Source organism: Novosphingobium aquae, assembly GCF_037572715.1.
Lineage (GTDB): Bacteria > Pseudomonadota > Alphaproteobacteria > Sphingomonadales > Sphingomonadaceae > Novosphingobium > Novosphingobium aquae.
Map to the genome: position 1 here is coordinate 147,759 of NZ_JBBHJY010000008.1, position 13,460 is coordinate 161,218.

Here is a 13,460-nt window from a genome sequence, read left to right on the forward strand (position 1 = left end):
TTTGACGGACATCAGAGTTTTCCTTCTTTGAGGAACTCGGCTGCATGATGCGCAGCCCGCGCGGAAAGCGCCATGTAGGTGAGCGAAGGGTTCTGGCAGCCGCTGGATGCCATCGCCGACCCGTCAGTGATGAACAGGTTGGGTACGTCATGCGCCTGGTTGTAGCGGTTCAACACAGAGGACTTGGGATCCTTGCCCATGCAGGCTGTGCCCATTTCATGGATCGCAAGGCCGGGTGTTCCAGCCTCGGAATTTGCGCTCATTACCTGGCCGCCAGCCGCCTCGATCATTGCTTTACCGTCAATGACCATCTGCGACGCAAGCTTGAGTTCGTTCTCGCCAAATTCGCAGACGATGTGGGTAAGCGGTATGCCCCATTGATCGGTCTTGTTGGGATCCAGCGTCACCCGGTTCTCCGGATTGGGCAGCATTTCGCCAAACCCGGAAATGTAGACGAGCCAAGGGCCCAGCTTGCGTGCGCGCGCCTTCAACTCCGCACCCATCAGCTGCGGCGCCAGAGCGCTGCCGCGACCCCCGGTGCGCATTGCTCCGCCTTGGTAGCCATACCCCCGCAAAAATGCGCCAGGTTCAGATACATTGCGAAAACGCGGGATATACAGTCCGGTTGGCCGCCGCCCAAAATAGAAGGTGTCCGGCGCCTTGGGCAAAATTCCAAAGACCGAGGGGCCAATCAAGTGGTCCATCAGGTTGCGGCCGACCATGTCGGACGAATTGGCCAGTCCGCGCGGCATGGCTTCGGACTTTGAGTTGAGAAGTATTTGGGTGGTGCCGATGGTTGAGGCACACGCGAACACGATCTTCGCCTCATAAGTGCGACCGGCCTTGGTGTTGGAATCAATTACCCGCACACCGGTCGCCTTTCCGGTCTTCGGATCGTGCACTATTGAATGAACGATGGCATCGGTGACGATGGTCAGATTCCCGGTGCGCTGTGCAGCCGGAAGCGAAGAACTCAGGCTCGAATGATAGGCACCGTATGAGCAGCCGCGTTCGCATAGCGAGCGGTTCTGGCAGCTACCTCGGCCTAGTTCTTCGTGGTGCGGCTGTGCCTTTGACAGATTGGCAACCCGGCCAGGGATGACTTTGCGGCCGGGGAACTTCGCTTCGACAGCCTGCTTGAACTGGAGTTCGGCATCATTGAGCGCGAAGGGAGGCAGGAACTCGCCATCAGGAAGTTGGGTCAGCCCTTCACGCGACCCGGCGACGCCGATGAACTTTTCGACGTGATCGTACCAGGGCGCAAGATCCTCGTACCGGATCGGCCAGTCCGAGCCGTGCCCATCGAGAGCGTTGGCTTCGAAATCCTGCGGCCCAAGGCGGTATGACTGCCGGCCCCACATGAGCGACCGGCCGCCTAGGTGGTTGCCGCGAATCCAGCTGAATGGCTTGTCCTTCGGGGTGGAGTAGGGATGTTCGCTATCTTTGACCCAGTACTGCTTCGTGGCCGTGCTCACGGCATAACATTGGCTTTGCACTGGATAGTCCTGCCGCAACTCGTTTTCGGGGATCAGTCCCGCATTGGGCACCTCCCAAGGTTGCATCCAGTCGGTATAGCTTTCGCCGTGGACCAGCTTGCGGCCACGCTCGATCATCAGCGTCTTGAGCCCGCGCTCGCACAATTCCTTGGCGGCAATACCGCCGCTCATTCCCGATCCGATTACAATGGCATCAAACATGGGATCCGGGTTCCGATCAGAAGAGGCCGCCCGCAGCAGGGCGGGTTTCGGAGGTTACAGGGATGGACGGCTTCCACTCACCGGGCGCGTGGACATAACTCAGCTCCTGCGTGAGAGCCGGTTCAGACACGTAATAGAGCAGGACAATCAGTTCCTTCAGCTTCCCGTATCCAGGGTCGGCATAATTGGGACCGGTCAGCATCTCCTTGATCCCGCCCCCTCCCGGCAAAGGCACGACTTTCATTGCTTCTGCTTCGTAGGACTTCAGCACGATCTCGCGGGTTGCCGGAGGCAACTGGGCCAGCCGCTTGCCTTGCTGATCGAGAGCATAGAGGTCGACTTGCGTCAGGGCCTGTGTGATTTCAAAGCGGCGCTGCCCTGAGGCCCAGTTCACCAACAGCGCTTGCAGCAGAGCTGGAACGCGGACGTCTACAGCTCCCGGCGTATTCGTACGCGGAATGATCGTGTCGCAAACTGCGCTCAAAGCATCGAATGTCGGCTGATCGAGGTAAGCGGCACTGCCCTTCGCGGCTTTCGCCAGCGCAGAGGGCGCCAAGCCACTCGAAGCAGCGCCCAGCAGCAACAGTGCGCGCTGCAGCAGCAGTCTCCGGTCCAGGTCATAGAGGTCTGACATCTTGGGCACTCCATCGCCAGCAAACGTCTCATTGGCGAGAAGCTGAAAGCAGCCTGCGCCCGCGCATTCGGAAAGCATTGGAGTTGTTCGGCGATGCACCATTGCGTGCTGCTGATCGTCAACTTCTCCCGATCCAAGCTTACACGTGGCAGGAGGCTGTCTGGCACCCCCAATTGGGGGGCAGAGTTCTGATCAGTTATAGCGAGATTTGTACAGAATTAGACCCGGCCGTTCTCTAGCGATGCCATTTAGAGAACTCATCGGGGGGCACCCGTTCGCTATGCAGTCCGTTGACCGCAGCGTCCTGATCAGCACGGCCCAGCGCCATTCCGGACAACACGATATGATCGTCCGGAATGCCGAGCTCGCGGTGGACGACCGCGCCGAAATCGCACCAGGCTTGTTGCGGGCAGGTGTCTAGGCCGAAGGCTCGGGCCATTACCATGACGTTCTGCATGAACATGCCGCAATCGAGCCAGGCACCCAGCGCCATGTCCCGTTCCATGGTGAAGAACAGGCCGACGGGGGCACCAAAGAAGGTGTAGTTCTGCAACATCGCGGCTTTGCGGCCGGCCATGTCCTGCCGGTCAATCCCGTACTTGGCGTAGAGATCGAAACCGATCTTGCGCCGGCGCGAGAGGTAGGGTTCCTTCATCACCTCGGGCAGGTAGGCATATTCGGCGCTGGTTTCCCCTGCCTCGGCCGCTGCCAGAGCGGCTCGGCTCAGGCGCTCTCGCGCTTCGCCGGTTACAATGTGGACCAGCCAGGGCTGAATATTGGTACCCGAAGGTGCGCGCGATGCCGCGCGCAGGATCGCCTCTATGCAATCGTCGCTAACGGGATCCGGCAGGAAACGACGGATGGAGCGCCGACCGGCAACGGCCTGCAGCACGTCAGCATTCGGCTCTTCTTCCGGCATCAACGGCCCGCTTCCAGTTCCAGTCGGCGCTGCTGCTTCAGCACGAACCTCTGGATCTTGCCACTGGGTGTCTTGGGCAGGCTGGAAGCGAAGTGGACCGTGCGGGGATAGGCATGCGCGGCAAAGCGGGTTTTCACCCATTGCTGCACTTCGCGTTCCAGTTCGGCAGAACCAGTAAACCCGTCGCGCAGAACAACAAACGCCTCGATCACTTCGCCGCGGACTTCGTCGGGCACCGCAATGACGGCAGTTTCAGCTACGGCAGGATGCGTCGCGATCGTTGATTCCACTTCGAACGGGCCGATGCGGTAACCGGCCATGATGATCACATCGTCATCACGCGCGGAGAAATGGAAATATCCCTCGTCATCTACCATGCCGGTGTCGCCGGTCAGGTACCAGCGCCCGCCGCCAGCGAATTTCTCGGCACTCTTGGCCGGATCGCCGTCATAGCCCCTGAACCACGCGAGCGGGCTGTCCGGTAGAACCATTGCCACGCGGCCCATCTGGTTCGGGCCGACTTCCTCATCGCGGTCGACATGAAGGATTGTGGCAGTCCATCCGGGCATCGCCTGACCCATCGACCCTGACATGACTGGGCGGCGTATCAAGGGATGATGATGGTTGTTGATCAACATTCCCGCTTCGGTCTGGCCGTAATGGTCATGGACGGTGACGCCGAGCGCTTCCTGCGCCCATTCATTGACTTCCGGAGTAAGCGGCTCCCCCGCGCTCGAGGCGCAGCGAAGATGCAGCGGAGAGGCAGGCCGAAGGCCGGAGCTTCGCAGGGCACGGTAGACGGTCGGCGCGGCAGCGAAATTGGTGACGCCCTCGCCGGCAAGCACCGCCAAAGTCGTGTCGGGTGAGAACCCGCCCTCCAGCAGGATGCTTGGCGTCCCGGTCAGGAAGGTCGCGAGGATGCCGAAATAAAGGCCATAGGCCCAGCCAGGATCGGCCGCGCACCAGAAGACATCATCGGCTCTGAGGTCAAAGCCAAACTCGGCATAGGCGTGGAACGATGCGAGTGCGCGAAGCGGCACGATTACGCCCTTGGGATTGCCCGTTGTTCCCGAAGTGTAGACGTGGATCAGCGGAGCATCGCCGCCCACTACTGCGGCGGCAATGCCAGGCCGTGCCTCGTCGATCATCCGGTCAAACGAAAGTTGCCCTTCGCTTGCTTCGCCCGTGGAGATGACTTGCCACGGCGCATCAGCAGGTATGTCATCTCCCGGCACAAGCTTGTGCCGTTGCGCCTGGTCGCAGATGACTGCCTTGGCTTTGCTGCCAAGTAAGCGCAGGGCAATTGCCGGCGGGGCAAAGGCAGTGAACAGCGGCACGTGCACCGCTCCCAAGCGCCAGATGCCCATCAGGGCGATCAGGTATTGCCTGCTCTTGCCCATCAAGGTGGCAACACGGTCACCCGGGCCCACGCCAAGCGACTGAAGGGCCGCAGCGAATTTTTCGGATTCCTGCCGCAGTTCGCCATAGGAAATGGGCTTGGCCGTCAGTTCCGGCGCAATGACGCGATAGGCGATGGCCTCGGGATCGTGCCGGTCGCACAGTAGCTGTGCTGCACAGGCATCGCGAGCGCCATAGCGTGCGATCAGTTCGTCGATACGGGTCATTTGACGGGTTTATTGGTTGCGACGGGCCTGTCCAGCCAGCCATGCGATTTCATCCAGGCTTCGAACGCCACTGTCCAGCCATCGACCGGAAGGTTCAGTTTGCGCATGCCGAAGCCATGCCCGCCGCGTTCGTAGATGTGAAGTTCGGCAGGCAATCCGGCAGCGGTCCAGCTGGAATAGATTTTCAAACTTTCTGTGGCGGGCACAGCAGGATCGTCCTGCGTGACCGCAATGAACAGCGGCGGTGCATCAGCGGACGGGGCTTTTTCGTCCATTGCGCCATAGATTGGCGCGGCGAAGTTGGGCCGGTCAGCGGCGGCGGTGTTCATTACCGCACCCATCGTGGTAATGGCACCAGCCGAGAAACCCATCATTCCAATGCGATCAGGAGCAAGGCCAAAGCGGGCGGCATTGCTCCGCAATTGACGGATTGCCTGTGTTGCATCGGCAACCGCAATCGGAATGCCTTTGCCGAACGTCGCCTTGAACTGCGAAAACAATTCCGGGTTCTTGCGCAGATCGCCTGGAACTCGGAAGTTCGGGTTAGGTTTGACCCTGTACTTCAGCACGAAGGCGGTAACCCCTCGCTCGGCAAGCCACTGGGCGACAAGGATGCCTTCATGATCGATTGCCAGCGAGGTAAACCCGCCGCCGGGCGCAACGATCATCGCGGTGCCATTGGTCTTGTCCGGGCTGGGACGATAAACCGTAAGCGTGGGCCGCGTTACATTGCCGATCATACGGATGGGTTGGCCGGGCAGGGGGTAGGTCTGGACCGTCTCCGGCCCTGTCCAGTCGTCGGTCCCCGGAGGGGTGCCCGGCCACAGCGCGATCACTTCATGGTCGGCCGCAGATGCAGCACTTGCCGAAAACAGGAGAATTGCGGCACTGCTGGCCGTCGCGAACTTCAAGAGGCGCATTTTCGTTTTCCCGTCATGAACACGTGTAGCTGGCGGCCTTGTCCGGATCGGCGCCGGATTGGAGCACGGCCTTCTTCGGCCAGGCACAGAGCAGGCGCTGGCGTTCGGGGCCGGACGCAGTTGGACCAAACATGCCGCCGCCGTGTCCGCGGCGTCCGATGAAGGATTGAGGTGCCGAGCGCTGGCCTTCGGCCCAGTTCTGCATGGCCATGACCATGTTGCGATCGGGTGTTTCATTCACACCAGGCGCGCCGCTCTGGCCGAATACGTCGGCGCCTTTGCCGCCAAAGCAGTGCTGAACGCCGGGCACCATGAACAGGCGCACGGAATCCTTCGCCTTTGCTCCCGACTGGCGGAGCATCGCGGCATGATAGCGCAAACTGGCTTCAGGCGGGATCGCTGCGTCGGCCCAGCCGTGCCAGATGATCAGTTTGCCGCCACGCGCAAAGAAGCGGCTAAGGTTTGGCGGCGCGTCGAGTTCGCGCGAAGCCGTCCTCAGTTTTGCCGGGTGTCGATCGAAATCGAAGGTCTGAACTGTGGCGAACTGGTTCTGGATCAAGCCGTCTAGCATCCCGTCGGCCAGTCCGCGCCCAGCCGTGCTGCTGTTGCCGCCTGACATCAGGTATCCTTCCCAGCCGAGCAGCGGCGCGGGATCACCGGCTTCCGATCCGGAAGGAAGGTAACCGCCGGCAAGCTGAAATCCCGCCGAATTGCGCGGGCCCGCGTGCAGCCGCTTGAGGGCGCCGACCTGCGCATCGCTGAAGCATTGCGGCGAATTGGAATTGCTGCACAGCAGCTTGCTGGCATCGAACCGGCATTGGCGCGGATCGTCGATCAGGCCATCGGACTGCCCGTCACCCGCATCGCATTGCCGAAGGACTTCTTCCTGCAGAAATTTGGTCTGGGTGGGGCGCATGGCAGCGCCCGGCGGAATCTGTGCCTGGTGCGCATTGACGAGCGCCATCGCCAGTTCGGTGAAACTTGCGGCGGGGGCGCCTGAAACGATGCCATCGTAATCCTCTGGGAAACGAGCCGCCTCAACCAGACCCTGCCGACCGCCACCAGAGCAACCGACGAAGTAGGACTTGTCCGGTCGCTTGCCATAGAAAGCAGCAATAACTTGCTTCGCTGCGACAGTGGACAGATGCACTGCGCGCCAGCTGTAATCGCGCACCTTTTCCGGCTGGCCTTTCGACCATGCGCTTTCCTGCATGTTGCCACGGTGGCCGGTGTCGGTAGCGACGGCGGCCTGTCCCGCCTTTACCGCTTGCCCCAAGGTGAAATAGTCGATTGCTCCGGCAAACCCGCCGATGCCGATACCATGCATACGGCCATCCCAGCCGGTTGCCGGAAGCCAAACCTCAAAGCCGATGTCCGAGGTTGCGGTCGGGCGAATGCGGCCAGCGACCCGGCACATCGCGGCCGAGGCCTTTCCGACGACAGGGGCATTGCCGAACATCGACGAAAGACCGGAGTTAGGCACCGGCGCACCCTCGGCAAGCGAGGTCGCCATGGTGATGGTGACGTCCTTCAGGCGAAGGTCGGCGAGTCGTGTGCAGACATCTTGTGACTGGGGGGAGGTTCCAGAACTGGCTTGGGCAACACCGGCGCCCGAGCCAATCGGTAATGGAAACGCGAGGACAGAACCTGCCGCCGCCAGCGAAACCGTCGCCAAAGCGATTTGCTTGATCACCGCCATCAACTCTCCCCTCAAGGCCTTTTCTGCGTCAGCTGGGTTCGATTGCTGTCTCGCCCGTATGCTGAGCGCAATCGCGATGCGAACCCGTGACGTGAAGTGAGCATAGCCTTGCCAATAGGCTGGTTGTCACCCCCAAATGGGGGGAGTGATGAACCCTTGCGGGCCCAATGCGGGCCGCTTCACGACTTCATATAAGATCGAAGGCTAATTGCCCCCCAGTTGGGGGGTTATTACAGGCAGCCGATTAACTAGGTTCCCCCTCAAATCAGCCTGAACCGAGCTGAAATGCAAATTTATCAATGGGAGGGGAAATCTATGCGATTCGGAATCCAGAAATCACTCATGGGCGTCAGCCTGCTTGCTTTGGCAATGCCAGCCTATGCGCAGGATGCAGCTGAAGACGAGCCCAAGGACAAGGAAATTGTCGTAACTGGCACGCTTGTTCGCGGCATTGCGCCCGCCGGCGCCAGCGTGATCACGGTCGGCAATGAGCAGGTTGCAGAGACCGGCGCTTCGACCACCGCGCAGCTGCTCCAGACGATTCCGCAGGTCGGTTCGTTCAACGACTTTCAGGCGCCAGTCGCCGCATCGAACTTCGTAACCACCAACCGGCCAAACCTTCGCAGCCTGCCCGGTTTCACCACCGCGGGCGCTTCGCCAACGCTGGTGCTGGTCGATGGTCACCGCGTAGTCGGTGCCGGCATTTCGGTGACAACACCAGATCCCGACATTGTGCCACCAAGCCTGATCGAGCGCGTCGAGATTGTCCCCGATGGCGGATCGGCCATCTACGGTTCTGACGCAGTTGCCGGCGTGATCAACTTCATCACCAAGAAGAAGTTCGATGGCATCGAGATCGGCGGCCACTATGGTTTTGCCGACAAGTATGACAGCTGGGACGCCAGCGTCACGGCGGGCAAGACCTTTGGTGATGCCTCGCTGTTCATCTCTTACAACTACTCGCAGCACAGCGAACTCCACGGCCGTGACCGCGATTGGGTGTTCTATCCGCTGGACACCATCGGCGGAGCGCCGGGTTCGCCATCTACTACAGCAACCAGCCTCCTGTGCTCGCCCGGCAATGTCAGCGCTGGCTTTGTCGGCTCGGGTCCCGCCACTGGACTGGGCTTCTATGGTTTGACGCCCACCGGCGCGCGCCAGGCAACGCTGAACCAGTGCGATGCCTCGGATGATGCCTCGATCTATCCGCGCGAAAAGCGCCACTCGGTCATGGCCGGGATGAACGTGCAGTTGAACGACAATATCGAATTTGATGTTCGTGCATTCTATACGGATCGTCTGATCACCTTCAGTGAAGGGGCCTTCAATGGTCAGACGAACTTCGGTCCTTCGTTCCTCGCCTCCTTCGGTTTCCTGTCGAGTCCGCTGTTCGATGCCAACAAGGCTGTTGGCGGTTCATGCCCGACGCAGGTTGCTCCGGGCCTTATCTTCCCGCTGCCATGCAACCTGTTTGAGACGCAGACCGTCTTTTGGAAGTTTGGCCCTGCGGACTCGATCAATACCCGCAACCACCTCAAGACCTGGGGCGTTGCGCCGCGCTTCACCGCCAATCTGGGCGGCGGCTGGGAGGCCAAGTGGATCTCGAGCTACGGCGAAAGCCGCGTCCGGTTCGACGGATTCAACCTGAACGCGCTGGGCGTGAACGCTGCTGTCAGCGCCGGCCTGTTCAATCCCTACAACCCTTCCGCCAGCAATCCGGCGGCACTGGCCGCAATCGCCAACAATGAACTCTACGGCGACACCCGCCAGCGTCAGCTCAACACCAAGGTCATCGTCGATGGCGAACTGTTCGCGCTGCCCGGCGGCGGCGTGAAGGTCGCAGTCGGCGCGGAATACGATTTCGAGCACTTCAGCCCGCGCAATGGCAGCATCATACCAGGAACCGAAAATACCGGTTCGAACGGCATTTCGGTAAACGGCACGACGATCATCGCTGCTTACGGTCCGCTCAAGCGGGTCAACTTGTCGCGTAACGTGAAGTCGGCGTTTGGTGAACTCGTTGTGCCGCTGTTCGGCGCTGACAATGCGATGACCGGCTTCCGCGAACTAACCCTGTCGGTCGCTGGCCGCTTCGATGACTACAGCGACTTCGGAAGCACGTTCAACCCGAAGTTCGGCATCACGTGGAAGCCGTTCGACGCACTTCGTCTGCGCGCCAACTGGGGCAAATCCTTCGTCGCGCCCAGCCTTGCCGACGATGAACTGGCAGCAGTCAATTCGTTCAACGTAGCCAACCTTTCGTTCCTGCAGCCCACTGCGGCTCAGGTCGGTACCACGATCAATGGCGTGGTCATCCCGGCCGTCAACGGCCGCCAGCAGATCGTTCTGCTGGGCAACCGTCCCGGCATCACCAAGCAGACCGCAACCACGTGGTCGGTTGGTGCCGATCTTGACGTACCGTTCGTTGATGGGCTGCGCCTGAGCGGCACCTACTACAACATCGACTACCGCGACATCATCGGGCAGCCGCCGTTCACCACCAGCACGTTCTATCAGAACTTTGTTGGCACCCCGACGATCACGCTCAACCCAACGCAGGCTCAGGTCGATGCGGCGCTGGCTTCATCCAGCCAGATCAACGGCGCAAGCTGCGGCGCGAACTGCTATGTAATCATCGATGCGCGCAAGCAGAACCTGTCGCGCGTCAAGATTGCCGGCCTTGATCTGGTCGCCAACTACGTTCGCCTGACCAGCTTCGGTTCGGTCGACTTCAGCTTCAATGGCAACATCGATCTGAAGCGCGACCAGGCTGCGGTTTCGACCGTGCCTTACACCGACCAGATCTTCGCGAATGCGAGCCGCTTCCGCTTCCGCACTTCGGCGGGCGCGCAGATCAGTGGCCTTCGGGCGCAGGTCTCGCTCAGCCACAGCGCGGGATACAAGCTCGTCCCCGCCGTTGGTGTCGGTACGACCCAGAACAGCGTCAGCGCATTCAACGTTGTCGACCTGTTCTTCAAGTATGACTTCAAGGGCGACGACATGCTGAACGGTCTCTCGCTGTCGCTGAACGTCAACAACGTGTTTGATGCCGATCCGCCGGTCTACCTGAAGCAGAATGGGTTGACCCCGGGAACCAACGGCTTTGCCAATGGTCGCACTCTTGGCCGTCTCGTCCAGTTCGGGATCAACAAGAAGTTCTGACCTGACCCTCCCTCCCAAGGGATCGGGGCGTCACGCAAGTGGCGCCCCGATTATTTTGTGGCGGGTCAGTCGCGCGGTGCCAGTGCCAAAACGCTGCGCATCACGATCCGGACGAGATCGGGCAGGCCGGCCGCGCCGGTCTTGGCATAGATCTGCTTCGTGCACTTGCGTGCCGTTGCTTCCTTGATGCCCAGATGCTCGGCTGCGCCGGCGATGTTCATGCCGCGGCTAAGAGCAAGCGCCAGCTTTGCTTCGCTTCGCGTCAGGCCAAACAATTCGGTCAACTGATCGCACCGGTCGGCAGCGAGCCAGGAATCGCCATGGACGTAGGCGATTACCGCCGCGCGCGGGCTGGCCGAAAGGCCGGTTGCTGCTGCGGGCATGATCAGCATATCGAGCCATGGCTCCTGCGAAAGGGTGAAGGCGCGAGCCTTTCCCTTGCCCTGCGCCAGGTCGCGGATGGCCGAAAATATGCTGGTTTTCAACGACTGCGAATGCACTTCGAGCCGGCCACCCGGGCTTTTCGATAGAATTTTTGAGAGCACGAAAACACTGCCCGCTTCTGAATCGTGATCGACGATGTGTCCTTCGGCGTCGAGCGCCATCCACCCGAAACGCAGTCCCCGCATGGCATCGCCGGCTACCTTGGCAGCGAAGCGGCTATGCTCAAGCGCCACGAAATTTCGCAAAGCTCCGCGCAAGACCGGGGCGACAACTTTCAGAATTGCGTCAGCGTTGGCACCAAAATCACCCGCTGTACGGGATATGGCCAGCCATGCGCTGACACCGGAAGGTTCCATGACCCGCAGCATTCTGCAGGCTCGGATGCCGCTTGGCACCACCAGTTCTTCGTAGAACTTCGTCAGGGCCGGATTGCGGGGAGGGTAAAGCTCATCAAAGTGATAGACGCGGCCTTCCTCCATTTCCAGTGCACCCAGAAAATCCATGCTGCTGTGCGGCTGGTAATAGTTTTCAAGTACTTCCTGGTCCGTCGCGGCGCCGCTGAACATGTGGAGTGTTTCATCGAGCGGACGTCCCGATGGCCTGAACAGAAGCGTGACGAACTCTGCGTCAGTCAACATCCTCAATTGGTTGATAAACGTTGTCCAGGGCGGGGTTTCGAAGGCCCCGTCAAGAATTGCGGTGATCATCTCGCTTTGATCGAAAGTGCCAGGCATCCGCTTTCCCACCTCGCCCCCCATTCGGGGGGTTCTTGAGTGGCATGGTTATGGCAATCGAGAACTGACCGCAATCGCGCTTGTGACTTTGAAGCCGGCAGAAATTTGCGCGAGACAGGAATATCCGGGAGGAACGCGATGAAGTCCGCAGCATACAGCCTCGTCATGCTGGGACTCTCCATATCTGCTGCGACGCTGGCCGTTTCTGGCACTGCTCGCGCAGAAAACCCCGTCGCCACTGCCATGCCGGGCGAACCATTTGTCGTGAAGGGAAGCTTCGACCTCGCCCAGTTGGGTTATGGCCTCGAAGAATTTGCAGTATCGGGTGAGGCACGCTCTTTCATTGCGAAGGGTGCCACAGGAAGCGACGGTCGCTGGCAGGTCAAGGCTGCCGGAAGCGCGCCCTATCGATCGCGGATCATCGTCATCAAGCCCAATGATGCGGCAAAATTCAACGGCACTGTGTTGGTAGAATGGATGAACGTCAGCGGCGGGCTCGACGTACCGGTGGAATGGTCGACCATGCACCGGGAAATGATGCGCAGCGGCTATGCCTATGTCGGGGTATCCGCGCAGGTTGTTGGCGTTGAGGGCGGGCCAAATCTCGGCCGGGGAACCTCTGCGGCGCTCAAGAAGATCAATCCCAAACGCTATGGCGAGCTTTCGCATCCGGGGGATGCATACTCCTACGACATCTTCAGTGATGTTGGCCGGCTGCTTCGTGGCAGGCAACGATCAACAGTTCTGGGACCGCTTGCCCCAAGCAAGATCATCGCCATGGGCGAATCGCAGTCGGCCTTTTTCCTGACAACTTACGTCAATGCCGTTGATCGGCTGGCTCAGATCTATGACGGTTTCCTGATCCATTCGCGCTCGGGAGTTGCCGCACCCCTCGATGGGGTGTTCATGACTGCGGGGCCTGAAGTCATGCAGAAGGCGGTCAGGTTGCGCACCAACCTGCGGGTGCCTGTCATGCAGGTCCATACCGAAACTGACCTCCTCGGGCTGGTCGGTTCGATCGGTTTCCACTCAGCGCGGCAGCCGAACAGTAGCAAGCTGCGGACTTGGGAAATCGCCGGGGCCGCTCATGCGGACAATTACCTTTTTCGGGTTGGCGGAATTGATTCTGGCAAACTGCCAATTGAACAACTCGCCGCCGCATGGAAGCCCATGGATTCGATGCCCGGCGTCAAGCTCGACAAGCCGATGAACAACGGGCCGCAGCATCATTATGTGACTCAAGTCGCGCTAAGACATCTCGATGTGTGGGTCCGTACAGGTGTTGCTCCTCCCGCATTCGAGCGCCTCAAGATGAAGCCCGGCACCGCGCCTGGTTTCGAACAGGATGCGCTTGGCAACAGCCTGGGCGGCGTCAGGTCTCCGTGGGTGGATGTTCCCGTGTCGCTGCTGTCAGGCGTGGCATTCGCATCGACCCCGCAGCTCGTTGGAAGCACCACGCTGTTCGATCAGGCAACGCTTGACCGTCTGTATCCGGGTGGGCGCAGCGAATACCTCGGAAGATTTGCCGCATCGCTCGACAAGGCGATTTCGCGCGGCGCGATCCTTTCCGCAGACCGCGAAGAAATACTCGAACTCGCCCGGCTGGGCTATCACGGAAATAAGTAA

Annotated in this window: 9 protein-coding genes; 2 read left to right on the forward strand and 7 right to left on the reverse strand. The window is 60.4% G+C overall.

Features of this window, described 5'->3' with window-relative positions; all coding sequences use genetic code 11:
• Window positions 1-11 precede the first annotated feature (11 nt).
• From WG900_RS15550 to WG900_RS15575, 6 genes are all read right to left on the reverse strand, one after another.
• Complete coding sequence (locus WG900_RS15550; protein WP_339968461.1) at window positions 12-1,697, reverse strand: GMC family oxidoreductase; 1,686 nt, start codon at window positions 1,695-1,697, stop codon at window positions 12-14.
• A gap of 16 nt (window positions 1,698-1,713) precedes the next feature.
• Window positions 1,714-2,433, reverse strand: a complete 720-nt coding sequence (locus tag WG900_RS15555; protein ID WP_339968463.1) for a gluconate 2-dehydrogenase subunit 3 family protein — start codon at window positions 2,431-2,433, stop codon at window positions 1,714-1,716.
• 133 nt (window positions 2,434-2,566) lie between these two features.
• Window positions 2,567-3,250 carry a nitroreductase gene (locus WG900_RS15560; RefSeq protein ID WP_339968466.1) on the reverse strand — a complete coding sequence of 228 codons (684 nt, stop codon included), beginning with the start codon at window positions 3,248-3,250 and terminating at the stop codon, window positions 2,567-2,569.
• Window positions 3,250-4,875 carry an AMP-binding protein gene (locus WG900_RS15565; RefSeq protein WP_339968469.1) on the reverse strand — a complete coding sequence of 542 codons (1,626 nt, stop codon included), beginning with the start codon at window positions 4,873-4,875 and terminating at the stop codon, window positions 3,250-3,252. Before WG900_RS15565 ends, WG900_RS15560 begins: the two co-directional genes overlap by 1 nt.
• The gene (locus WG900_RS15570; RefSeq protein WP_339968471.1) at window positions 4,872-5,795 is read right to left on the reverse strand and encodes an alpha/beta hydrolase; all 924 of its coding nucleotides are present in this window, start codon (window positions 5,793-5,795) and stop codon (window positions 4,872-4,874) included. The genes WG900_RS15565 and WG900_RS15570 overlap by 4 nt, the downstream gene beginning before the upstream one ends.
• 13 nt (window positions 5,796-5,808) lie before the next feature.
• Window positions 5,809-7,494, reverse strand: a complete 1,686-nt coding sequence (locus WG900_RS15575; protein WP_339968473.1) for a tannase/feruloyl esterase family alpha/beta hydrolase — start codon at window positions 7,492-7,494, stop codon at window positions 5,809-5,811.
• 315 nt (window positions 7,495-7,809) lie between these two features.
• Here WG900_RS15575 and WG900_RS15580 point away from each other — a divergent pair, with 315 nt between their 5' ends.
• Entirely contained in the window at window positions 7,810-10,656 is a 2,847-nt protein-coding gene (locus tag WG900_RS15580; protein WP_339968475.1) for a TonB-dependent receptor plug domain-containing protein, read from the forward strand.
• A 65-nt stretch (window positions 10,657-10,721) separates the two neighbouring features.
• On the opposite strand, the gene WG900_RS15585 is transcribed toward WG900_RS15580, so the two are convergent.
• Window positions 10,722-11,738 carry a helix-turn-helix transcriptional regulator gene (locus tag WG900_RS15585; protein WP_339968477.1) on the reverse strand — a complete coding sequence of 339 codons (1,017 nt, stop codon included), beginning with the start codon at window positions 11,736-11,738 and terminating at the stop codon, window positions 10,722-10,724.
• 234 nt (window positions 11,739-11,972) lie between these two features.
• Between WG900_RS15585 and WG900_RS15590 the strand changes: the two genes are divergently transcribed.
• Window positions 11,973-13,460, forward strand: coding sequence for an alpha/beta hydrolase domain-containing protein (locus WG900_RS15590; protein WP_339968479.1), 1,488 nt, complete (start codon window positions 11,973-11,975; stop codon window positions 13,458-13,460).

Coding starts and splice junctions, on each gene's coding strand:
- WG900_RS15550 (WP_339968461.1), bottom strand. CDS start 1,697: ATGTTTGATGCCATTGTAATCGGATCGGGAATGAGCGGCGGTATTGCC.
- WG900_RS15555 (WP_339968463.1), bottom strand. CDS start 2,433: ATGGTGCATCGCCGAACAACTCCAATGCTTTCCGAATGCGCGGGCGCA.
- WG900_RS15560 (WP_339968466.1), bottom strand. CDS start 3,250: ATGCCGGAAGAAGAGCCGAATGCTGACGTGCTGCAGGCCGTTGCCGGT.
- WG900_RS15565 (WP_339968469.1), bottom strand. CDS start 4,875: ATGACCCGTATCGACGAACTGATCGCACGCTATGGCGCTCGCGATGCC.
- WG900_RS15570 (WP_339968471.1), bottom strand. CDS start 5,795: ATGCGCCTCTTGAAGTTCGCGACGGCCAGCAGTGCCGCAATTCTCCTG.
- WG900_RS15575 (WP_339968473.1), bottom strand. CDS start 7,494: ATGGCGGTGATCAAGCAAATCGCTTTGGCGACGGTTTCGCTGGCGGCG.
- WG900_RS15580 (WP_339968475.1), top strand. CDS start 7,810: ATGCGATTCGGAATCCAGAAATCACTCATGGGCGTCAGCCTGCTTGCT.
- WG900_RS15585 (WP_339968477.1), bottom strand. CDS start 11,738: ATGTTGACTGACGCAGAGTTCGTCACGCTTCTGTTCAGGCCATCGGGA.
- WG900_RS15590 (WP_339968479.1), top strand. CDS start 11,973: ATGAAGTCCGCAGCATACAGCCTCGTCATGCTGGGACTCTCCATATCT.